The organism is Pontibacter cellulosilyticus, from assembly GCF_014306105.1.
Classification (GTDB): domain Bacteria; phylum Bacteroidota; class Bacteroidia; order Cytophagales; family Hymenobacteraceae; genus Pontibacter; species Pontibacter cellulosilyticus.
This window is the reverse complement of record NZ_JACRVF010000004.1, coordinates 191,240-215,127: the sequence shown is the minus strand read 5'-3', so window position 1 is coordinate 215,127 and position 23,888 is coordinate 191,240. Positions and strand designations below refer to the sequence as shown.

Genomic DNA, 23,888 nt, shown 5'->3' with positions numbered 1-23,888 from the left:
TTAAATAATAGGTAATAGTGCCACTCTACCTTTGCTGCATACCTCCATTAAAACAACACGAGTACATGAAATTTCAAAACAACACCATCACTAAAAAAGCACTCCTTCTAGGACTTGCGGGACTTACGTTAGCCTCTTGCGACAAAAACGATGACCTTGACGGAGAAACCATCGGTTCTGTAGTACGGGACCTGAAAACTTATTCTGTTACGCCATCTTTTCTGGCGCTTACGCCTGAGTTCAAAAACGCAAAAGTATTCCCGCTTCTATCTTCTGAAGACAAACTAACTGAATCACCAAACTTCGTTTATGGCTCTATGGCCGATGGTTTGGGTTTAATGAGAAACAACAACGGTACTTTCACGCTTATCAACAACATTGAGGCAGACTACTCTATCGCACGCATTATACTGGATAAAAACCTGAAGCCTGTAAAAGGTGAGTATATCCTGAACGCGATTGCTACCGCCAACACAGCGCAATGCTCAGGCACTCTTGTTACGCCGGAAGAGCACGGCTTTGGTCCGGTATACCTGTCCGGTGGCGAGTGGGGAGGCTCTTCTAAAGGAGTTTTTTCAACTAATCCGCTGAAGGATGCCGCTAGTGCTGAAGTGCCTAAAATGCTTACTGCCATGGGACAGTGGTCTACAGAGAACGCCGTAGCCATCGGCAAAGATGCCTATCCGGGCAAGACAGTAGTATTCATCGGCGATGACCACTCTGACAATACTGTTCCTTCCGGACAGTTAGGTATGTATGTGGGCAACAGAGGCGATCTGGAAGGTGGCAAACTGTACGGTCTGAAAGTTACCTCGTCTGGCATCAACTACGAGGTGGACATGAAAGAAGGCGTTGCCTATAACGTGGAGTTCGTGGAGCTGACGGAGAAGAACATCGACCTGCTGGATGCTGAGGCGAAGGCCAAAGGTGTAATGGGCTTCTCAAGGCTTGAGGACATTGACTGGAGAAGAGGTTCGGCCAAAAACAACCGCGAAATATACTTTTCCGTGACAGGCAGAAAAAAGGATGCTTTGATAGGCAAAGGTTCCGTGTACGGCAGAGTGTATAAGGTACAGCTAAACGATACAGACCCTACAAAAGGCGGTAAAATTACCTGCGTGCTGGATGGCGACATCCCAAACGGAAAAGCGAAGCCTTTCCATAGCCCGGACAACATTGTAGTGACAGAAAACTACGCCTACATTCAGGAAGACCCAAATGGCTACTACGACAATGCTGATAAAACGCACTTTGCCCGCCTGTACCAGTACAACCTGAATACTGGCGAACTGAAGATAGTACTGGAGTGCGATCAGGTAGCCGCTGCCGCTAAAGGTTACGGCACTACAGATAATGATTGGGAGATTACAGGTATGATCGATATTTCTGACATCATCAGAGTACCGGGCACTTTCCTGGTAATCACTCAGAACCACGGTTGGGTAAAAGCGGACGGTACTCCATTCACGGATCCGAAGGCTAACCCGGATGTGGCAAACAGCGCAAAAGAAGGAAGCCAGTTATACCTGCTACAAGGCCTGGAAAGGTAAAATTACGTTAAATGTTTAGTAGATTCAGATTGAACAAAGAGGCTTATTTTATGATAAGCCTCTTTGCTTTGTTTATTTCCTGCATTATTGTATTAGACTCTTGCAGCCAACGCAACAGAGCCGCTGATACAACGGTAGCCTTTCAGGAAATGGAAGAGCTCTATGTAAGCGATCTTTCAGCATGTATCAGCGCTCTGGACAAGCTCAAAAACAGTGCCTCCCGTAACAACAAGGATGTCATAAGGCCGATGCGCGAGCACTACCAGAAGGCTAGAATGTACTTTAAGTATGCGGAGCTGGTGCTTTCGTTTATTGACACGGAAAATTTCCGTTTCCTTAATCAGCCGAATATTTTAAAAGTAGAGGAAGAAGACCAAACAGATATAAAAGAGAAAGAACCTTCAGGTTTCCAGGTGCTGGAGGAGCTGGTTTACGCCGATAGCGTTGACAGGGCAGAAGTAGCAAAGCATGCTGCGCTGATGTCGAACAGGTTAAAGCTGATACGCAGCAATACACAGCTACAGAGTTACCAGGCATACCACTTTCTGTGGATACTACGAAACGGGATTGCCCGCGTGGCACTTACCGGCATCACAGGGTTTGACTCCCCGGTGCTGGAGGCATCGCTGCAGGAAAGCGCCTTTGCCTATAAAAGACTGAAAAGGTACCTGAGCTATTTTAAACACGAGTTTAAGGATGAGGCACTTTACCAGGCATGGAACCAGCAACTGGATCAAAGTATGGAAAGCTTGAAGGGTGACTTTGCTTCTTTTGATCGATACAGCTTTATTAAGAAACACACCCACCCACAGCTGGAGCTTTGGGTAAAGACGCAGCAAGACTGGGAAGTGGAGTTTCCGTTTACCCTTGCCTTTAACCACGGGGCCACGTCTTTATTTTCGGATAGCACCTTTAATCTAAAGCACTTCGACGATCTTAAATCAGGTGACTTAGCTACTGAAAAGGTGCTGCTGGGAAAACAGCTGTTTAACGATCCTTCTCTTTCTATCTCCGGCACTATGAGCTGTGGAAGCTGCCATCAGGAAAACCTTGCCTTCACAGACGGCATGGCAAAATCGGTGGGCCAAACACGTAACAGCCCCACCATGAGCTATGCAGGTTTGCAGCGGGGTTTCTTTTACGACAAGCGCTCCGGTAGCCTGGAAGGACAGATTGTGGCCGTGGTGAACAATGAAACCGAATTCCACACAAGTCTGGAGGCTATGAGCAAAGTAGTGAAGCAAAAACCGACTTATCAGCAGCAGTTTGAAGCACTATATGAGCAGGGCGCTACAGAGGTGAATATTCGCAATGCGATTGCCAGCTATATTAAAAGTCTCTCGCCGTTCAACTCAAAGTTCGACCGTAACATCAGCGGAAAAGAGCAGAGCCTGACAGAAAGGGAAATCAGGGGCTTTAACTTGTTCATGGGAAAAGCAAAATGCGCTACCTGCCACTTTGCACCTGTTTTCAACGGTACAGTACCTCCTGAGTTTACCGAAACAGAGATGGAGCTTTTAGGTGTTCCTGCAGCCAAGGATACTGTAAATGCGAAGATTGATCCGGACCTGGGCAGGTATAATTTATTCGGAACAGAATCGCGCAAGCACTTCTTTAAAACACCTACGCTACGTAATGTGGCCCTTACGGCACCTTACATGCACAATGGCGTTTATACTACGCTGGAAGAGGTGATGGATTTCTACAACCGTGGCGGAGGCGCAGGCATAGGGATACAACTCGAGCACCAGACATTACCACCGGATGCCCTTTCGCTTACGAAACAGGAGATCAAAGACATTATCGCTTTCTTGAATACTCTAACCGATCAAAACAGTAAACCAAAACAACTTACTTCAGCAAAGTAAACTGTTTACATTCTTATGATAGCTAATAATAGTGCCGTAGCGTCGCTATAATTTCAATTAAATTTTTGATGAATATATTTGAAAGCAGCAAGGCCGGTTTTAGTTTAGATCAGAGCAGCCTTGCTGTTATGGATAGAACATTATTTGACGATGGACATGCAAGCACAATTATTATAAATAAATATAAAGTGAGCAACCTGTACAGAAGTTCTTGGGGAACTCGCCGTTGCATAGCAATACCTTCAAAATGGCATCTTTTAGTGTAGCAAACAGGTTCTGCCTTTTGGTGTCCGTGCTCTCCATGGGCGTGCTTTTCTTTTCCACAGCTTTGGGATTGAAGTGAAAGAAAATATCTCAGGGGAATTAACTTTAGGCCTTGAAAGTATTCTGATCGGGTCCCCGATAAATCGGAACCATCCTGAAATCACCTTAATGTCCTCCTGCAGTATAAGAACTCTCAACTTTCCATCCTAAATACCATGTGAAGTTAAAAGCTTCAATTAAAAGCCGGTCTTGCAAGATATACATTATTAATAAGCAGAAACGTTGGCAGGAGAAATCAATAATTAGTATGGGAATTTTTGCCAACATTTTGAGATAAGAAGTGTACAAAAGCTTTTTAGCTCCTGTTGTACAAGCCCTACGGTAGTATTTATAAAAAACAGGGATAAGGGCTACCTATCAGGTTCCCATTCAAATCTTGATCAATATAGAAAAGAGTTCACCCTCATACAGACTGCCTACCAGCTCGGTCTTCAGTATTTTGAAGAAAAGCCTCGGCTACAGCGTTATCTCAAGTTAAGCACCGCCGAATAGGCTACTTTCACGTTTCTTATCAGGTTCTCATGTTCATCTCGGATAAATTCCTCCGGCTGGAGTATGCTCCCCTACATGGACAAAAAGATACTTCCCCCGCTTGCAGCCACTCCTCTAAAGCCGCCAAATCCCTGTGGAAATTGTTCGATAATTCCATTCCTCGGGCTACAGAGTAAACAGCCGCTCCACATCAAACTGAGCGGCTGTTTTGGTTCGATAATTTATACCATTCGATTGAAAAAGGCTCCAGTAAAAACATCCCGTTCCACTTAAAAGCGGCCAACCTGTACTGTAGAGTAGGAGTTATGAGACAGACACACCACAGCTGCTTCCGCTCCGATAGGCTTTGCAAGCACCTCCTCTTTATACCAAACCAGTTTACCGAAAGGATCTCCACTAACACATTCTGGTTTCTGAAATTTCCCTGTTGGTAGCTTACAAATATGCCTACTCCTGATGGCGTTTCTAAATAAGTACCCGATGCAAGGGTATTGAAGTTGAAAAACTTAGAAATGGCGCTAATTCTTAAATGGGCAATAGTTGGAAGTCGATGGTTTCGCGGTTGCCGATGCTCGTCTCCTGGGTAAGGTAGCCCACAAAGCTAACCACCAGTACCGCCGCTTCATCGTTTACAGGAATGCTGTAGTTGCCGCTCAGGTCAGAAATAGTACCGTTGGCGGTACCTTTCACGGCAATGCTGGTGCCGGGCAGCCCCTGACCTTTCTCATCTGTTACTTTTCCCTTAACTGCGAGCGTTTGCGCAAAAGCGTTAAAGCAGCACAGCAAGGCAAGGCCCCAGATCATGCTGTACCTGCAAATTGTAAAGATTCTCATCCTCATAGTTTTTTGGTTGATTTTGCCTGCAAAACTATGTTTGGTGGATTACGCAAATATTAATGGTGTACTATGTTTTTATTAATCCTCATGCCCTATACGGCAGGATAAATTCACAAAAACTTCACATGAAAAGTATTTCATATAAAAGCTAAAACGATAATAGCACCTCTCGATGCCTAAGCCACTCAATCAATCTTAACCAAAACATAACTTCCTCATAACCTGCAGCTAACAATACATGCGTAATTTAGTAGCGTAGTTAGGACAACCTATAGCCAGGGGGTGTATAACCTAAATCACACGAAAATGAAAAAGGCAAAAACACTTGCAGGCTTTATTACAAGCAAGCTACTAGACATTCTCCTGTACAGGCTGCACTCCTTCTACTCGCCCTTTAAATTTAACAGAGACTAAAATTATACTCACCCACGCCTAGTGTATGGCAAGAAAAAGAAAAGTAGAGGTTGTTGTCATATCCGATGTGCACCTCGGTACCTATGGCTGCCATGCAAAGGAACTGCTGGCTTACCTCAAAAGTATAAAGCCCGATACCATCATTCTTAATGGTGATATCATTGACATCTGGCAGTTTAGTAAAAGTTATTGGCCTGCCTCGCACATGCGGGTAGTAAAGTACCTGATGGGGCTCATCGCCAAAGGCACCAACGTATACTACATCACCGGCAACCACGATGAGATGCTTCGTAAGTTCGTGGGCTTCAAGCTTGGCACTTTCCAGATCGTGAACAAGCTGGTGCTGGAGCTGGATGGCAAGCGTGCCTGGATGTTTCATGGCGATGTGTTTGACGTAACGATGCAGCACTCCAAGTGGCTGGCGAAACTGGGCGCTCAAGGCTATGACCTGCTCATCCTGCTTAATCGCATGGTTAACTTTTTCTGCCTGAAGCTGAACAGGGAGAAAGTATACATATCCCGCAACATCAAAAACCGGGTAAAGAGCGCCGTCAAGTTCATCAACAACTTCGAGAAAACGGCCTCCGACATCGCCATCTCCAACGGGTACGACTATGTGGTTTGCGGCCATATTCACCAACCTGAGCTGCGCGAGATCACCAACAACGAGGGCTGCGTTACCTACCTCAACTCAGGCGACTGGATCGAGAACCTAACGGCCATGGAGTATGACAAAGGAGCGTGGAGCCTGTACAAGTTCCGGGAGAACCTGGATGCCGTGGTCATGGACAAGGATGATGAGTTGGTTCCAACCAATATACAACTGTTCCAAAGCCTGATGGTAGAATTTAACCTGAAATCAGCTTGAGAATCCTATATGCCATTCAGGGCACGGGTAACGGTCACCTTACCCGTGCCCTGGACATTGTACCGGCTCTGCAAAAACATGGTGAGGTAGACATCGTGGTGAGCGGCAGCCAGGTAGACCTCAGCTTGCCTTACCCGGTAAAGTACAGGCTGAAAGGACTTGGTTTTGTTTTTGGGAAGAGCGGAGGCGTAGACTTTTACAGGACATTTGTAAAAGCTAACTCCAGGGCTTTTTATAAAGAAACATGCCAGCTACCCGTAAATGAGTATGATCTGGTGATCTCAGACTTTGAGCCTATAACAGCCTGGGCCTGCATGCGGGCAAAAAAACACTGCGTGGGGCTGAGCAACCAGGTGGCGGTTCTGAACCCAAACGTGCCAAAGCCAAAAGTAACAGACCACATGGGTAAATTCATTCTGAAAAACTATGCCCCTACCACCGCGCAGTATGGCTTCCACTTTGCCAGGTTCGACGACACCATCTTTACCCCTATCATACGGAAACAAGTGCGGGAGCTGGAGGTAAGCAACCGGGGACACTACACGGTATATTTACCCGCACACGACGACCATAAAATTATAAACAAGCTCTCATGCTTTAAGCATGTGGAGTGGAAGGTCTTCTCAAAACACAACAAGCAGCCTTTCCAGCATGAAAACATCTCAGTAAAACCAATACAAAACGACGCTTTCCTGCAAAGTATGGCCTCTTCGGCAGGGGTGCTTTGCGCAGCAGGGTTCGGAACGCCATCAGAAGTTTTATACTTGCAAAAGAAGTTGCTGGTAGTGCCCATGAAAAACCAGTATGAACAGGTTTGTAACGCCGCCGCCTTAAAGCACATGGGGGTAGCAACAATTAAAAGCCTCAAGCAAAAACACCTGCCCAAGATAAAGGAGTGGCTGGACCATGGCGAGCAGATTCAGGTGCATTACCCTGACGAGACGGATGCCATTGTAGCACGTATAATGCAGGAAAATACATAGTATAATTTCAGCTTTAGGGTGCAGCAGGAGCCGCTTCTGCTGCTTATTTTATGACAGAAAACAGCACAGCACAGGTACAGGATCAGCCTGTATGGAGCAGATTAGATTTCGGAGATAACTTTGACTGGGGAGTTGCCACAGCGGCATACCAGATAGAGGGCGCACACGACATAGCAGACAAAGGCGCCTCTATCTGGGATGTTTTCACGAATAAAAAAGGAAAGGTAAAACAGAATCACCACGGCCAAATTGCCTGCGACTTCTTTAACCGCTACCCTGACGACCTGATGCTGATGCGGGAATTGGCTATCCCGAACTTCCGCTTCTCGCTTTCATGGTCCCGCCTTATCCCAAATGGCACGGGTAAAATCAGCCAGCATGGAATAGACTACTATAACCGCCTGATAGACCATTGCCTGGAATTGGGCATTACCCCCTGGGTAACCCTGTACCATTGGGACCTACCGCAGGAGCTAGAGAAAAGAGGCGGTTGGCCAAACCGCGACATCGTCAGCTGGTTTAGTGAATACGCTGCGCTATGTGCCAACTCCTTCGGCGATCGGGTTAACCATTGGATGGTGCTGAACGAGCCCATGGTATTTACCGGAGCCGGTTATTTTTTAGGTGTTCACGCGCCAGGTCGCAGGGGGTTTGGCTCGTTTATACCTGCCGTGCACCACACCGCGCTTTGCCAGGCCGAGGGTGGCCGCATTTTAAAAAGTATACTCCCGCATGCAGAAGTGGGCACCACCATTTCCTGCTCTCACGTAGAGCCCTTGCAGCAATGCGATAAGGATATTAAAGCAGCGCATCGGGTAGATGCGCTGCTCAACAGGCTTTTCCTGGAGCCTGCCCTTGGCCTCGGGTATCCGCTGGACGACCTGAAATTTATGCGGCGCATTGAAAAATACATCAAGCCCGACGATGAAGCGCTACTCCCATTCGATTTTGATTTCATAGGCATACAGAACTATACTCGTGAAGTAGTAAAATACTCTTTCTGGACACCCTTTCTGCAGGCCAACCTGGTGCCAGCCAAAAAGCGGAATGTACCTTACACGCTTATGAACTGGGAAGTATACCCGGAAGGCATTTACCATTTGCTGCACAAATTTAGCCGGTACAAGAACATCAGAAAGCTGATCATAACAGAGAACGGTGCGGCCTTCCCGGATGAGCTAAAGGATGGGCAGGTAAATGACCAGGAGCGTTTAAACTACCTGCAGCGTTACCTGCAGCAGGTGCTGCGTGCCAAGCAGGAAGGCGCGAACGTACAGGGTTATTTCGTGTGGTCTTTCCTCGACAATTTTGAATGGGCAGAGGGCTACGATCCCCGCTTTGGCTTGGTACACGTGGACTATGAGACGCAGCAGCGTACTATTAAAGAATCCGGGCTGTGGTATCGGGACTTTTTAATGTGCAGGAGCAAATAATGAATGACCTCTATTTGAGCCTGACGTACCCACACAGTAAAAATTATTCCTCTAAATAAACACCAAAAGATAGCGCAAGAGCAGCTAAAACACTGTGGAAATGGTTCGATAATTCATCCTTTGGTCTACCTCAGCTAAAAAAGCCGCTTCACATAGTGAAGCGGCTTTTTTAGCTCGATAATTTCTCCTTTTCGGGAGGATTCCTGCTTTGTGTAGAAAGCAAAGCAATGTATGGCCGGTGCAATCATATTCTGCTACCTTTGAATAGAGCCTTAGCAATCTATCATAACTCTATAGTAAAATAGTATACCTGAAAGTACAACCCTCCAGTTGCTCTTTTAAAGCCTGTAGATTGTTCCGCCCTTTCTTGGTTCTGCTCAGTGTTAACCTCATTTGAAAAACGTTATTATCCCTACTCCACCTTTGTACTCCAAGATAGACATTCACAAAGCATGCTAAGATGTAATAGGGGTTATTGAAGAGAGGTCAGTAAGTGGGACCTCCCCCTTTAACCTTTTGCAAAATCTTTCTTTACTTAAGTTAAAACTGCTTAAGCCAAACTCGTTAGAACGATTTTAACTTATGCTCCTAGTTACTTGTCGTCAATCAGCTTAATGGCATTGCGTAGGCTGTCACGCAGGGCCTTTGCAAGGTTTTGGTTTCCGTCAGGGTCCTTGGAGTGGATCTCTATCCTGCCGTCCCCGTTTCCGTCCATGGCGGTAGTTAAGTCCACGCCTGACGCGGCACCCACCAGGGAACCTATTTTATAGTCTATGATCAGTGCCCGGTCCTGCCCGTCAACAACAAAGTCCTGATTCGCATCCGTGAAGTCCACATCAAACTCTTCGTCCATATCATGCCAGAACTCGAAAGGAACACCGTCTATGGTGCCAGTCATCAATACAGCTCTATCCAGCATGATGCCACTGGTGCCTTTGTGGGTTTTAAAACCAATTTCTTCATAAACGGCATTAGGCAATTCTACCGTTGCCGCTAACGCGCTCAAAGAGCCGCTTGGGCCGAGCAGGTCGAACTCAAAAGGCCCTTTTAGCTTTACATCCTTGATAGCAACCTCAGTGGTAGATCTGGGATCGGTCTTGTCAAATTCGAATTCAACTTCCTTCATGTTAATGCGGAAATCGGTGATCACAATACGGCCCTGCTGGCTTTCCGTCGCCGTAAGGGGGGACGCAGTTGCCTGAACTGCGACATTGGCACTCGCGCGGTTCACCTCCTCCGTTTCGCAGGATGTGAAAAAGCTTAGCCCTGCAAGCAAGAGGGCTGATGTCTTAAAGGGAAACTGATATTTCATATGATTGGCTGGTTTAAGTTGAAATAAAATGCTGTAAGATGCCAGCGTTAGGGCGTTACTCAAAAGTGAACATGGATGCAGTACACTAACAGGTTTAGAGTGATTAAAAGGAAGAGCACCCAGTCAGAGTGCTCTTCCTTTTTTGGACCGGATGTGGCAGGCTGCATTCCGGAGTTGGCTGCTCATCGCAGGTTAAACTCTTAAATTCTCTGCTCTAGTCTTCCATCTCTACGTCTGTCGCCAGGTCCAAGCCATCGGCCACCACTTCAAAGATGTCTGTGTTCTGAGTCGAGCTGATAACAATAACTCCTTCTGCGTTCTTAACTGCGCCTGCCAACTGTGCAGAAGAAACACCTGCGAACCAGACTGTAGGGTCAAAAGTAACCTGGGCTACCATGCTCTGCCCTTCTGCAAAGGTGATTACACCTTCTCTCTCCACTTCAAATGTCTCACCTGAATTGAACTCAAACCGGATTGGATGGGCCTCTCCCTGTGCATCGATGAACGTGCCGTTCAACACAATAGCTGGTTTAGTACCTTGATCCTGAAGCTCCATCTCTATTTCAAACTCCTCGTAGGTGCCAGCGGGGATGGTTATGGTGCTAATATCAGGGGAAGTGGCCCCGGTGGCGAAATCAATGGTTACATCCTGCTCCAACTCGAATTCTACCTCCAGAGAGTCAACATCGCTCTCCACCTCAAACTGGATCTCTTTCAAAGTAATGGTGCCGGAGGTAAAGGACAAGCTGTTTGGAGCAGAAAGCCTGGCTCCCATTGCTGCGGCCTCTTTGACAGTGTTAAAGCTTAGCCCTACCTGGGGTTGTGGCGCAGCAGTTTCTTTCTCACCGCAGGCAAACATGCCAAGCGCTAAAGAACCAATAAGTAATAAGGATGAGGTTTTCATAAAGTTATGATTTAGGTTGTTTTGTGGGGAAGACACTGGCAGGCTGCTAAACGTTGGAATAGCGGCAGAAAAAAATAGTAATTCGTTTTTTAAAAATAAGTCAACAAACTGCGACTTTCTATTAAATATTTAATGCACAGGAAGTTATAAGCTGCAGCGGCATGAAAAAAAATACTTCTAAATATTAAAGCTTCTTGAGCATTAACTTTTCAAGAAATGCTTACTTTTGTACGTTTCTAATGCAGTGCTTTAGAAATTGTTTTGTCAAAAGATGCTATAATCTCTTTTAATTTGCTAAATACGAGCAATTAACTAACATTACTGTTTTTCAGAAATCAATTATTAGCAAATTGGGATATTTAGCATATAGGATAATATCATTAAAAATAAAATGCTTTTTGAGGAAGAAGAATGGTATTATTACTTTTTTTCTTCTTGCTGGTTCGCGAATTCCAACTTTTGGTGGGCTTTTTCTATCTAAGGCTTACTTAAGTCCGCATTCTATTTTATAGTACCCAGCGTTTTTGCTATGTCTGAGAGAGAACTAATCGAGAAATGTATTGCCAAGGAGCGTCGGGCGCAGGAAATGCTGTACAGGCAGTATGCAGATAAAATGTATAATGTCTGCCTTATTTATACCAAAGATGAGGACGAAGCCTGCGATGTGCTGCAGGAAGGTTTCATTAAGGTTTTCCGAAGCCTTGCCTCGTATGAATTTACCGGCTCCTTTGAAGGCTGGGTCCGGAAAATAATGGTTAATACGGCGCTTGCCTATTATCAAAAGAAAAAGCGGGAAAAAGAGCATCTTGATATTTACCAGACCTATATCGATCCTTTGGTGGATAGTATTCTAGACAGGCTCCATGCTGATGAGCTGATTGCCTTAGTTAACCAGCTACCATCAAAGGCAGGCATGGTTTTGAAACTTTTCGCCATTGAAGGTTATGACCACAAGGAAATAGCGGAGCTGATGGGCACATCAGAAGGAACTTCAAGGTCGCAGCTCAACAGAGCAAGGTTCCTGCTAAAAGAATCTATTGCGAGACAGGAAGGTAAGGTAATCGCTTTATCAAAGAATGTAAATGAAACTAAAACAGCAGAAGCTTAAACAAGTCATAAGAAAAATTAAAAATAATTATAATTATCTTCCAACGTTTACGACCTGCCGTGCATCTTAATATTAATAGCACTTATTCTAACAAGGTAGTGGAAAGACTTTATAGTAAAGGAGTTTTTAAAATGAAAAGAGTATCGTTCATCGTGCTTTTTCTGTCCTGTTTTTTTCTTTCATGTGAGAAAGAAGATGAGTTCAAAATACCCGTTGATGTAAGCTTTCAAGTAGATATGCAGCGGGAGCAGACCTCTGGCAGCAGCATTCGCTTTACAGAAGGCCATGTTATTTTATCTTCTTTTGAGTTTAAAGGAGACAGGGAGCAGGCAGAGAGCGTTCACTTCGAAAAGGAATACAAGCAGGGACTTTATACCCTTTTTTCTCCCAATCAAAATATTGGGGAACTGAAGTTCCAAGTTCCGCAGGGAAACTATAACCGAATAACCATAGGTTTTGAAACCTTTGAGAATGATGATTCTGATGATAATCAGGGAGGGAGCGGTCTTTTAGTGAAGGGTATGTACCGCTCGAGTGGAGGAGCTGAACTTCCTTTAATACTTGAGCTACAATCATCGGAAGATTTTGAAGTTGTAGCCAAAAGCTTGTTTGATGGAAATCAGATTATCCTAAAGCGGGAAACACCTACCGCTGCCACCATCAGATTAAACCCTTTCTATTGGTTTCAGGCTGTTCCCTCTTCTTATCTGGAAAACGCGGAAGTGGTTCAAAGAAATGGGGTAGCAACAATTCTTATAAGTGAAGAAGTAAACGAAGACATCTATGAAATTGTGGTAAGCCGTTTTAACAAAGGTGCGGAAGTAGTATTTGCCTATTAAGTGGTGCTAACCCTAAAGATCAAATGGCTTAGGTGATGAAAGAGATGAACGACAAGCTGAACGGGAAGATAAAAAACAGCTTTGGGCAGATGAACAAGAAGGCTCCAGACCTTCTGTGGAATGGTCTGTCCGCTTCTCTTGATGAAAATTCTCCTGTTGATGCTGCGCCTGAACCAGCAGACCCTTATTTATATAAGAAAATAAGGGAGAGTTATTCTTCACAGCACCGTATAGCGCCTTCTCATGTCTGGCAGTCCATCAACAAGCAACTGAACATCGATCTGGTCTGGACAAGGGTCAGCAAAGAGCTTGATGGGGCTGGAGGCATAAGCAGGCATAGATGGCAGTGGACAGCAGTAGCTGCCACGTTCCTGTTTATGGTTGGGCTTGCAGGTGCCTATTTTTTAAGTTTGGAAGACTCTTTAATTTTATCAGGCAGTAACTCAGGAGCCCCCATCCAATTAACAGAAACTCTTGCAGATGGAAACCTGCCCAACGGTTCCGATGTAGACAAGAACAATGAAAATACATTAGACATTACTGAAAAGCAGCGTTTGCCCCAGTTAGGAAATGGTAGCGAAAGTATGTCTGAGCATCAGGAGAACCAGCAGCAGGAAGAGATCTCCTTCCATGAAGACAAGGATGCTTCGAAAGTCTCTTCCAAATCAGCTTTCGGAGTGCCTGAGAATATTATTGTACATAAAGCATCAACACTTCCTTCAACAGATAATAGTTTGGCTTCCCTGGGCAGTATATCAAAAAGTATTCCTTCGGATTTCCTGGAAACAAGGACGGTGGTACCTGACCCGCTGAACAAGGGAATTTATGCAGCCTTCGACTCCTTGGGTTTCAGGCCTATGGCTGAGGTTCAAAACAATGCTGCTGAAGAGTACGAGAAAAAGAAAGTATTATTGAGCAGGTTTAACCTAGGCTTAGCTTTATCTTATCACAATAGCTGGTTACTAAATAATGAAACCCAAAGGAGCTTCGATAGGGGAAGCCTTATCTCAACCAGCCCGACGTTCAAGGAAAGTATAGGTCTTACACTTGGATACCATTTTAGCAGCAAAAGTATGATTTCCACCGAGGTTCACCTGGCAAAGAGTGGGCAAGAATACAAGACTTTTGGGGATGGCAGCTATATCAGAAAAGGACTCGAACTAACCTACTATAAAGCGTATGTACAGTATCAGTACAACTTGCTTCAAAACAGGAAATCCCTGCTCTCTGACATCACCATAAAAGCTGGTTTATTCGGTGGGTTTCTGTACGACAAGCAAGGTGAGCTGCGAGAAACTCAAAGCAGGTACAGTCAATATGACTATGGTGTACGCGGGGCTTTGGGCCAGGAGAAAAGGATCGGAGGCCTGACTGTTGGCTATGGCATGAGTGTAGAGAGAGGGCTAAGAAATATCTTCTTGGGCAGTGAAAATATGCCTGCTAGGTTTAACGAGACTTACACCCTGAACATAGGCCCTTACCTGAACCTTAGGTATAATCTTTAAGAAGGCGTTATTCTTATATCTTCACACACTAATCTACAGCTATGAAATCCCTTTGGTCATGGTTTAATTTTCTTATCATTTGTTTGACACAGGGACTCAAAAGAGATATGACTATTGCACAAACCTTTGTTGGGATTAAAAAGGCTCCCATAGTCTGCTAAACATTTGTCCTGTTTAGGATTGTATGAGTCATAATTGCGTAAAATGCTAGGCTAATAAGTAGGAGCAACAATCTATTTTGCTGAAAGCTTTTCGTAAGTTCTATCTCCTTCCTGAGACCTGCAGAATTCTGTTATGGCAGTTAAGTCATAATGTTTGATTTTTGACTTCCTTGGCCTACCTTAGTAGAAAAGCCGCTTCATATCAAATGGAGCGGCTTTTTATATTCGATAATTTATCCTTTTCGGTTAAGTAAGTCCCTTAATTCTGCCGATGGCTGCTATTAGCCAACCTTCTTTTAAGAGACATTAAAAGCCATAGTGTTGGCCTGTCTATTCATTATAGAGTCCTTCTTCTTTACTTTCTTCTTTTTGTTCCACCACACCAGAAAGCCAGTAATAGGCAAGCTGGCGCAAATAAGGCTGATAAAGAAGGCAAGGATCTTGCCCGGCATCCCCCACACAATGCCCACATGAATGTCATAGTTGAGCATGACTAACTGGTCGGCAAGGCTAGCCTCCGAAAACTTGTCGCTCTGCACGCGGTAAAGCTCCAGGGTGTGCTGGTCGTAATAATACTCGTTTCGATTATACCATGAGCCAAAGTCCTTATAGGCTGTAAGCTCGATCGCATCTTCTTCATCTTCCAGTATGGGCGTCATATACCAGCCCTGCGCATCCGGCTCCAGCGCCAGCGTTTTATACCAGGCTTTATCCAGCATCGAAACAGTATCACCAGCAAACATGCCTGCCTTAGAGACATCAGAGTGCGGATGGTGGTGTACAGGTTTAGACTCGCCGCCTGATGTGATGTAGTACAGGCCATTCCCAAACCACTCGAAGCTCCAGACCAAGCCAGTAACCGCCAGCACAAAAGCCAGGATCAAACTATAAAAACCTACTACATTATGCAGATCGTAATTAACACGCTTAAAACTGCCGTTCCACTTAATCTTAAAACTCTTGTCGATGTTCGTTTTGTTCCACTTTTTAGGCCACCACATCACCAGCCCCGTTACAAGCAGCACCACAAATATAAGCGTGGCTATACCTACTATCGGACGACCAATTTCATAAGGCAGCCAAAGGGCGCGGTGGCCGTCTATGATAAAATGAAAGAAATCGAAATGCCCCTCCCCGTGGGTCTGCTTTTTTAAGAACTCCCCAGTGTAGGGATTGATAAAGATGGCAATAAAATCGGCCTCTCCATTTCCTGAGCCCATATAGCCTACAGCAGCCGCCCCTTCCTTATTGCTATAGGTGAGGCCGGTCGGTTGTTGGCCGGGCATGTATGCCTGGGCCGTATCCAGCAGCTGGCTGGGTGGCACAAAGGGTTTGTCCTGGGCCTCTACAAAACGCCAGGGCTCCAGGGCGTCCTTTATATCTTGCTGAAAAACATAGATACAGCCTGTGATGCTGACGATAAACACTACAATACCCGATGTAAGCCCCAACCAAAGGTGTAACCAGTCATTCAATCGTCTGAATGCACTTTTGCTGCTATTCTTTTTGCCTTTCATTTTATTTTAAGCGGAGCTTATAAAGAGAAAATACTTGCTCCATTTTGCTACAATGGAGCAAGTAATAAGAGTTGTTTATCTACTAAAGCTTTGAAACGCCTGCTACAAAGTTGGCTTGCACTTCAGCACCTTTCGTGGCTGTGTGGCTCTCAGTATCAATTCTGTACATGTAGATAGCGTTGCCTTCCGGGATGCTCATATACACATGCTTTCCGTCCTGCAATGCAGCCAGCCTGCGGCCATTACCGGCATGCTCAGGCAATCCGCTGATGTATGTAACTGTCTTGCTGTTCAGGTCGATGATAGCAGACTTCAAGGGGCCGTCAGACCATGCTGCCTGCTGGCTTCTATCAACCGTATTGATCTCAGCAAAAGCTTTGCCGTTGCCCAGGTACTTCAGGTGCGATATGGTTTTACCACCGGTTGCTGCAGCCACGTCAAAGAAATAGTTCTGGTCAAATGCAGTTTCCCCGCTCTTAATGCGCAGAATGCCAGCTGGTTTTGTTGTCTGGCTATAGCCGTTGGCCGGGTTAGAGTGCGACAAGGCATACACATTGCCCTGCTCGTCTTTGATCAGACCTGATTTTGTGTTAAAGCCACCGATAGGGCCGGTACGGGTGTCTTCGATCACTCTCTGGAACTGTAAACCAGGGTAGGTGTAAACAGCTATCTGTGCCTTATCAGTATGTGGTGTGGCATAGGTGTTTGGATCGCTGATGTAGTAGCTCAGGAACAAATAATTACCGCTGATGTTCATGCCGGAATATGACGGAACTTTAAGAGTAGTTATATCAGAAACCGGATGCTGCACCGTACTAGCTATCGAAACAGTATTGGAATTGATCTTGTGGAACTTTATCATATCAGAAGTTGAAGACATTTCCACCCCTACCAAGGTATTGTCATCGGCCTTTATAATATCGGATAAGCTGTTGGTGAAAGAAGTGTTGCCTATTTGCTTTAGTTCACCGGCTTCATTCTTCGAAATGCCTACCACACTTACGTCTCCCAGTCCACCTATACTATAAATGGTGTTATCTATCTGCGTAAAGTCAAAATAGCCAGGCTGCTCTATTCCCTGGCCTTTGGCAGAAAGGGCTCCACTCATTACATCACTATAAGGAACAGTATAATAGGTAAAGCTGTTGTCACTCCCCTGCACGGCAAGCGACACAACAAAGGCATCATCTTCAACAGGGTTTGGATTATCGTCGTTGCTGCTGTCGCATGAAGTGAACAACAAGGCTGAGCAAAGGCTTAAGACTGGCAAAGCCAGCTTTCTTGCATTTGTAATTGAAAACATAGGTTATACTAAAGTTTAAAATATTTATTAAAGAACGTATCTAAGTTTTAAGTAAAAAGCGCGCCCGGGCTTCTGCAGGTAATACTTATCGTAAAGCAGCGCGTCTGTCAGGTTTCGGCATTCAAGCGCGATGTTATACTTGCCCTGCTGAAAGCTACCGGCCAGCTCCAGGTTATGCGAAGACTGCCTTGGGATAACTTTTTTGGAGTCGCGGGAGCCAAGCTCTGCCCAGCTCAGGAAGTACTGCTCCACAAAGTTGAAGTGGTAGTTGATGTTCCAGACAGACTCGCGGGCCAGCACATTTTTAAAAATTAGACCGGCATTCGCATTACCGAACATGTAGGGTATGTTAGGCAGGCGGTAGCCCTTCTGGTAATTCCGCTGGTAGCCGGTGTTGGTGTAGGATTCGTTATAAACAACATCAGCCTGATCTGTAATATCCTGGAAAGTGAAGCTACCACCTAAGCGGAGAGCCTCTCTCCAGAGGTATTTCATGCTTCCCTCTACACCCAGCGTACGGGTTTCGCTCAGGTTATCATAGTAGGTTTCCGGGCTGGCTACCCTTACTACCTGGTAAATAAGGTCTTTTGCCTCGCGGTAGATAAAGCTACTCTCCAGGTTAAACTGATGGTCTTGGCCGAGCTTAAACCCATAGGCTGCCCCGGCGTTAAAGTTGTCGCTTTGCTCCGGTCCCAGGTCAGGGTTCGGCTTTACAAACAGGCCATCACCGAAAATCTCGGTAGCCCAGGGCATACGATAGGTATGCTCGTAAGAAGCTTTAACCTGCAGCTCGGGAAGTATAAAGTATGAAGAGGCCAATCCATAGCCGAAGTTTTGCTTAATGGCCTCCAAGGCTTCTACGCGCTGTGTCTCAAGGGCGAAGTCATACATTTTGCTTGTCCGGGCATGCAAAAAGTACGCTTTGCTGAAAAGCGTGGCACTCCATTTCTCACTCGGGTCAAACTTATAGGCTAGCCCCAGCACTTGCTTGTTCAATGATGTCGGGAACTGGTTCTCGATCTTATCCGGGTTTTCTGTGTCGAAAGCTTCGCGACGGAAATAGGATAAGGCATAATTAAAAGCCAGCGAATGCTTCGGAGTGAATGTATAGCCGGCATTAAACTGGCTGTTGAAGTCCTCGTCGTTCAGGGTAGTAAAGGTTCGGGACAACTCTCCGTTATTAGAACCCGGGGTATAGGTAGCTTCTCCCAGCCAGTTATAAGTAACCCCACGCAAGGTGTCGATCACCTCGCTTTTGGTTATGTTGTAAGCCGTGTAAAGGCTGGTATTTAGCCCGTCTATAAACAAGTTGTCTTTGCTATACCTCAGGGTAGGTACAACAGACTGGCTGTAACGGGTAATACCGCCATACACGCTGCTCATGGTAGCCCCTGTCTGCACCTGCTTGTCGTTGCCCGACGCGATAACGCCGAAGAGAAGGTTGTCAGCATATTTCTTGTTAACCCAGCCTGTCTCCAGTTTCACGGTACCAGATCGGTAGCGGTCGTGGAAACGCTCCACATCTGCTGTGTCTGCCACATTATTTCCTTCTCTGATCGGCACCCATACCTTATAGTTATTGTCGGAGTAGTTGTAGTTAACGTTTCCTCTGAAAGTATAGCCGCTGTTAGGATTGGTGTAAGCCCCGTTTAGCGACAGGCGATGTGTATTGAAAGAGCCGATAGCATAAGAGGCGTCCAGGAAGTTAGCCTTTCTGTTGGTGATGATGTTAACCGCCCCGCCCAGGGCATCCGTACCCAACCACACCGGTACAACGCCTTTGTATACTTCTATTCTGTCGATGGTATTAACAGGAAGATCACTCATCTGAAGCGAGGAGCCAAAGTTGTCCATCGGAATGCCATCCAGAAAGAACTTTACCTGATCTCCCGAAAATCCATTTAAGGTAAAACTTAAGTTAGACCCCAGACCACCTTCTTCCATTACCCTTACCCCTGACATACGATTCAGCACCTCTTTGGCATCTGAGGTACTGTTCTGCAGCTCTCTGGTAGATATGGCGGTAACGGCATAGGGCTGCTCGTTTACCTGGCGTGTAGCAGACTTGCCTACAATCTCCACCCCCTTCACTTCGAAGGCTTTGTCGCGAAGTTTGAAATTTACTTCCAGGTTTTGTGAAGGCTTTAGCGCTATTGCTTTTTCCTGCGCCTCAAACCCTAAAAAGCTTATGTATAAAGTATAACTGCCAGGTGTAATGCCTGTAATCTCGAACCTTCCATCGGCTTCTGTGGTGGAACCGATCCTGGCATCCTTCAGCACTACGCTTACGCCCGCTAATGTTTCTCCCGAGGATGAGCTTACCTTCCCGAATACACTTGCTTTATCCAGTTGCTGACCCCAGGCAACATTTGTAAGGCAAACCAGCCCCAAAATTCCTATAAACGCCCGAATGATTTTGATGTACTGCAGCAAAGCCTGTTGTTATTTAGAATCGTTTTAAACTAAGGCAAAGCTATAACAGAATCTGCAGCAGACAAAATTATTTAGAATAATTCTAAACAAATTTAGTGAACGAACTTTTTCTTCTTCGGCTCTGCTTGCATATTCCGAGCCCCCTTCAAAGTATGTCTCGATTCGCTAAGCACAAAAAAACAGGGCCAGCCATTCTGGCCAAGCCCTATTAATCAACTAACCTAACCTATTCGTTATAGCTCTACCACCATAGACACATTGAATGCCGCCCCTTTGCCCTTTGTATACAGGGTTGGAGATGTAAACCACTGCGAGCGCGCAGGGAAATAGTCCTCGTTGAACAGGTTCTCCACCCCCACGTTGAAGGTCGTGTTCTTGCTCATTTTATAGCTGGCTGACAGGTTCACCAGTTGGTAAGGCTTCACAGGGCCCTGATAGAAGTTGTAAGTGCTTTTCTCATTCAGCTCAAACCTTTCTCTTGCGCCGATGCCTGTATATTGTAGGTTAAACCCGAGCTTGTTGTCTAGCAGCGCGTAACGCAGGTACGCCGTGTACTTTGGAGGAGCGATGCGCTCGCCGCCCAGGTATACATCCTCTGCATCATCAAAGCTGTCGTTCTGGTTCACGTCCATCTTTCCTTCCACGTAAGAGTAAGTGGCTCCCAGGCTCAGGTTTGAAAGCAAAGCAACATCGGCTGTTGCCTCAAAGCCGTGGATCTTCTCCGGCGTGCGCATCACCACGAACACGCCGTCCTTGTACTGTCCGCTGGCCCCAAGCTCGGAGGTGCTGATAAAGCCAACTCCTTCCAGCCTCACTTTGCTGAATTTGCTGACAAAACCTCCCTCATAGTTGTTGATCACGATGGCCTCCGTGCTGATCTTGCTGATGTCGTTTACCCTGGCCGAGCGCAGCATCACCCCGATGTCGGCCACCGAGAAACCCTGCGAGAAGCTGGCGTAAGGTGTAAACAGCTCATACTTGTTGTATCGCAGCCCCGCGTTGAAAAGGAAAGCATCATACCCCAGCTCACCGCCCTTCACCTCAAAGCCTTGGTTATCGATCTCCCCTGTCTTCGGGTTCACTGTCCTGAGGGTGGTATAGTCCTCCACCGCAATGTGCACCTTTTCGGCTCTGAAGCCGCCCTTGAAGATCAGGTCCTCAGCGATGGTCGTCTTCAGCTGCACGAAAGGCGCTACGTTCAGCATGTTCATCTCCGGCACCCATGTCCTGCCGTCCACAAGTGGCTGTGAGGTTATGTCATTCAATACGTCGAGGCCATAAGTAACATCGCCTTCCATAGCAGCACTGATCTTATAAGGGGTGGTCAGGAGGCCTCTGGCACCTTTCTTCACAGAGGAGATCATAGACTGCCCCCCGAATTCAAAGTTAGGAGACCAGAAAAACACGTTGTCCACCGATTGGAAGTAGGCATCTGCCTCGTAACGGCTGTTCAGGAAAGCCTGCTCCCCGGAGAAGCGCAGGTGCAGGTTGTGGTTAGACCGCACGCCCTGCGGCACACCCAGTGTCTCACCCAGAACAGCTCTGGACTTTTGTCTGTTTTGGTAGTTGCCGTACTGCGGCACATAATTCGTCTTCTGCTCGCTGCTGTAGTAGTTGTAAGTCAGCTGCACGCGGTTGAACGGCGTAAAGTCGTAGCCTAGCTTCAGGAACCCGTTATAGGAGTCTGTCTCCCCCAATCCGTAATCAGGCGGAAGCACATCTCCTTCGGCGTCTTTCCACTCGCCTGTCTGCTCATAGGCACCGCTCAGCACATAGTCGAACTTGCCTGTCTTGCCGTAGAACATCTGGCTTACACGGGCTCCGATGCTGTTGTCTGCGTTCACCAGTGAGCCTGCCGTGCCCAGCGAAGTGCGGGAGCTAAAAGGCTTCTGCTGTTGAGGGGTTCTGGTGATGTAGTTGATAAGCCCGCCTGCCGCACCGTTTCCGTAGATGGCCGTGGCCCCTTTGATTACCTCCACCTGTTCGATAGCGTCCGGGTCAAGGGCGCGCATATCCACGGCGCCGTTCCGAAGCGGGGTGGATTGCGGCACCCCGTCAATCATTACCAGCATGGCACGACCGCGAAGGGTCTGGCCCCAGTTGCTGCTGGTACCCGTGCTCGGCGCAAGGCCTGGCACCTTGTTGCTAAGTATGTCTATCACATTGGTGCTTACCAGCATATCCTCCTCAATCGCCTTTCTGGAAAGCACGGTGATGGAAGAGGGTACCTGGTCGATAGTCTCGGGTGTGCGGCTGGCCGAGATCACCACCTCGCTCAAGCCCTGCTGACTTGGCGAAAGGCTCACCTTAACCTCTGTAGCTTCCCCTGCCTTTACCTGCACCGCTACTGTCTTACGCTCAAAACCTACAGCGGAAATAAGCAGCTTATGTTCCCCAGTCTTCACCCGCTCCAGCGCAAAAGCGCCGTTCTCATTTGTTGTGGTGCCGGAATTGGTGCCCTGCAGAAACACGCTGCTGAAGGAAACCGGCTTGTTATCTGTGTCCAGAACAACTCCCCTTATGCTGCCAGTCTGGCCAAAGGCGCCTACTGACAGCAAGACACATACAATCAGCATTGGTAAATATTTTTTCATTAGCTATTATTATTTAGAATGATTACAAATAATTTCTGCAACAAAAGTAAGGGGGAAATTCAAAAAGCCAAACGTTTATTTAGATTTATTCCAAATAAGCTTTGATCCAACATGATTAAGCTATAGCTTTGCTTAAGTACTTGCCCCTGCAAAGCAGCAGTGAATGAAAGTATAGTAGTACCTGCAGGTAGCACCAAAGAAGACAAGGATTTGAAGAAGCGCGTCAAAAGAACATTTTCCATTCATCACTGGCTGGGTCTGGTGGCAGGGATATTCCTGCTGCTCTCAAGTATAACGGGTTCCGTGCTGGTTTTCCACCATGATATTGACCACGCGCAATTCGATGGGCTGTCCATGCTGGCAACGCCCGCAGCTGAGTTGAAGATAGATCGTTCAATTGTTCGCATGCTGCAGACGTATCCCGGAAGCGACATCCGGGTGCCGGAGTTACCCCGAAAGCCGGACAAGGCGCTGAAATATGAGATTCGACAGGGCAGCATCCGGCAATGGGTTTTCGTGCATCCTGAGACAGGCGAAACGTTGGCGACTGTAGCGCGCGCAGACAAGCGCCTGGTGCATGTGCTGCTGGACCTGCATTACAACCTGCTCTCCGGTACGCCGGGGAAAATAGTGGTGCTTATGGGAGGACTGTCTTTGATTTTACTATCCATCACCGGCTTCCTGCTGTACCGCAGGTCTATCTGGAAGGTGCTTTCCTTTCAGCAGCGTGTGTCCTTTAAAAGAAGGCGTTCCTTTTTCTCCAGTCTGCACCGGGTAATTGGTGTATGGAGCCTGGTATTTAACCTGTTTATCAGCGTTACCGGCACTTGGATTGCCTACACCATTTTAAAGAGCGCCATACCCCAGGTTAGTGCCACCCCGGTAGAGCACAGTACTTCAGCCTTAGTGTCAGTGGATGGTGTGCTTGAGAAGGTCAACAAAGATTACCCGGAGTTTGAGGCCAACTACCTCCGGTTGGCGGGCAGCACCCTATCGGTGCTCGGGAGGGTAAAATCAGACCCGGCTTACTACGGGAAAACATTCAGCAACCTACAGGTGAATTTATACTCGGGGCAGATGCAGGGAGTGAATTTTGTAAAAGACAAGCCCTGGCATGAACGCGTGCTCCTGGTGTTAAAGCCACTGCACTTTGGCGACTATGCCGGTCTCGCTGTAAAGCTTATTTACTGTTTCTTCGGCATGATGCCCGGTGTGCTGGCTGTCTCAGGTTTCATTGTGTGGAAACTAAAGTATAGTAAAGCAGATAAAATAGCACTCCAACACAAGCGTCCTAAGAACAACTTCCAAGCTGTTAAGCCTGCAGCTAAATAAAATTGTTCTTGATTGATTTTAAATTCAATGTTTCATAGCAATTCATCGAAAGAGCTTAAAGGAACTTGCTGATAGCTCATAACAGGTATTATGTAAAATACCTATTGAGAA

The 23,888-nt window shown here is 46.5% G+C and carries 16 protein-coding genes; 9 read left to right on the top strand and 7 right to left on the bottom strand.

The window, feature by feature from the left end; all coding sequences use genetic code 11:
* Positions 1-65 precede the first annotated feature (65 nt).
* Together H8S84_RS14215 and H8S84_RS14210 are read left to right on the top strand one after the other, a co-directional pair.
* Positions 66-1,550, top strand: a complete 1,485-nt coding sequence (locus H8S84_RS14215) for an alkaline phosphatase PhoX (protein ID WP_187068025.1) — start codon at positions 66-68, stop codon at positions 1,548-1,550.
* Between the two features lie 50 nt (positions 1,551-1,600).
* Complete coding sequence (locus tag H8S84_RS14210; protein ID WP_230407188.1) at positions 1,601-3,418, top strand: cytochrome-c peroxidase; 1,818 nt, start codon at positions 1,601-1,603, stop codon at positions 3,416-3,418.
* A 1,341-nt stretch (positions 3,419-4,759) separates the two neighbouring features.
* Here the strand turns inward: H8S84_RS14210 and H8S84_RS14205 are convergent.
* The gene (locus H8S84_RS14205) at positions 4,760-5,074 is read right to left on the bottom strand and encodes a carboxypeptidase-like regulatory domain-containing protein (protein WP_187068023.1); all 315 of its coding nucleotides are present in this window, start codon (positions 5,072-5,074) and stop codon (positions 4,760-4,762) included.
* 436 nt (positions 5,075-5,510) lie between these two features.
* On the opposite strand from H8S84_RS14205, the gene H8S84_RS14200 reads away from it, so the two are divergent.
* From H8S84_RS14200 to H8S84_RS14190, 3 genes are read left to right on the top strand one after another with little or no spacing between them, the layout of a single operon-like run.
* Positions 5,511-6,353: a UDP-2,3-diacylglucosamine diphosphatase gene (locus H8S84_RS14200; protein ID WP_187068022.1), complete on the top strand. Its 843-nt coding sequence runs from the start codon at positions 5,511-5,513 to the stop codon at positions 6,351-6,353.
* A complete protein-coding gene (locus tag H8S84_RS14195; protein WP_187068021.1) occupies positions 6,350-7,336 on the top strand; it encodes a glycosyltransferase family protein in 987 nt (328 codons plus the stop codon). Before H8S84_RS14200 ends, H8S84_RS14195 begins: the two co-directional genes overlap by 4 nt.
* Positions 7,337-7,386: 50 nt before the next feature.
* Positions 7,387-8,769 carry a GH1 family beta-glucosidase gene (locus H8S84_RS14190; protein WP_187068020.1) on the top strand — a complete coding sequence of 461 codons (1,383 nt, stop codon included), beginning with the start codon at positions 7,387-7,389 and terminating at the stop codon, positions 8,767-8,769.
* Positions 8,770-9,361: 592 nt separating this feature from the next.
* On the opposite strand, the gene H8S84_RS14185 is transcribed toward H8S84_RS14190, so the two are convergent.
* Positions 9,362-10,081: a PD-(D/E)XK nuclease family protein gene (locus H8S84_RS14185; RefSeq protein WP_187068019.1), complete on the bottom strand. Its 720-nt coding sequence runs from the start codon at positions 10,079-10,081 to the stop codon at positions 9,362-9,364.
* A gap of 214 nt (positions 10,082-10,295) precedes the next feature.
* Positions 10,296-10,985 carry a hypothetical protein gene (locus tag H8S84_RS14180; RefSeq protein WP_187068018.1) on the bottom strand — a complete coding sequence of 230 codons (690 nt, stop codon included), beginning with the start codon at positions 10,983-10,985 and terminating at the stop codon, positions 10,296-10,298.
* A 529-nt stretch (positions 10,986-11,514) separates the two neighbouring features.
* Here H8S84_RS14180 and H8S84_RS14175 point away from each other — a divergent pair.
* The 3 genes from H8S84_RS14175 (at position 11,515) to H8S84_RS14165 (ending at position 14,437) form a co-directional block, all read left to right on the top strand.
* On the top strand, positions 11,515-12,093 hold the full coding sequence (locus H8S84_RS14175; protein ID WP_187068017.1) for an RNA polymerase sigma factor: 579 nt from the start codon (positions 11,515-11,517) through the stop codon (positions 12,091-12,093).
* 131 nt (positions 12,094-12,224) lie between these two features.
* Positions 12,225-12,932, top strand: coding sequence for a hypothetical protein (locus H8S84_RS14170; RefSeq protein ID WP_187068016.1), 708 nt, complete (start codon positions 12,225-12,227; stop codon positions 12,930-12,932).
* Positions 12,933-12,967: 35 nt separating this feature from the next.
* Positions 12,968-14,437, top strand: a complete 1,470-nt coding sequence (locus H8S84_RS14165) for a hypothetical protein (RefSeq protein ID WP_187068015.1) — start codon at positions 12,968-12,970, stop codon at positions 14,435-14,437.
* Between the two features lie 457 nt (positions 14,438-14,894).
* Here H8S84_RS14165 and H8S84_RS14160 read toward each other — a convergent pair whose 3' ends face one another.
* The 4 genes from H8S84_RS14160 to H8S84_RS14145 form a co-directional block, all read right to left on the bottom strand.
* Complete coding sequence (locus H8S84_RS14160) at positions 14,895-16,115, bottom strand: PepSY-associated TM helix domain-containing protein (RefSeq protein WP_187068014.1); 1,221 nt, start codon at positions 16,113-16,115, stop codon at positions 14,895-14,897.
* A gap of 82 nt (positions 16,116-16,197) precedes the next feature.
* Complete coding sequence (locus H8S84_RS14155) at positions 16,198-17,418, bottom strand: DUF4374 domain-containing protein (RefSeq protein ID WP_187068013.1); 1,221 nt, start codon at positions 17,416-17,418, stop codon at positions 16,198-16,200.
* Positions 17,419-17,445: 27 nt separating this feature from the next.
* Positions 17,446-19,851: a TonB-dependent receptor gene (locus H8S84_RS14150; RefSeq protein WP_187068012.1), complete on the bottom strand. Its 2,406-nt coding sequence runs from the start codon at positions 19,849-19,851 to the stop codon at positions 17,446-17,448.
* Between the two features lie 233 nt (positions 19,852-20,084).
* Positions 20,085-22,445, bottom strand: coding sequence for a TonB-dependent receptor (locus H8S84_RS14145; RefSeq protein ID WP_187068011.1), 2,361 nt, complete (start codon positions 22,443-22,445; stop codon positions 20,085-20,087).
* A gap of 159 nt (positions 22,446-22,604) precedes the next feature.
* On the opposite strand from H8S84_RS14145, the gene H8S84_RS14140 reads away from it, so the two are divergent.
* Complete coding sequence (locus H8S84_RS14140; RefSeq protein ID WP_187068010.1) at positions 22,605-23,777, top strand: PepSY-associated TM helix domain-containing protein; 1,173 nt, start codon at positions 22,605-22,607, stop codon at positions 23,775-23,777.
* Positions 23,778-23,888: the final 111 nt, after the last annotated feature.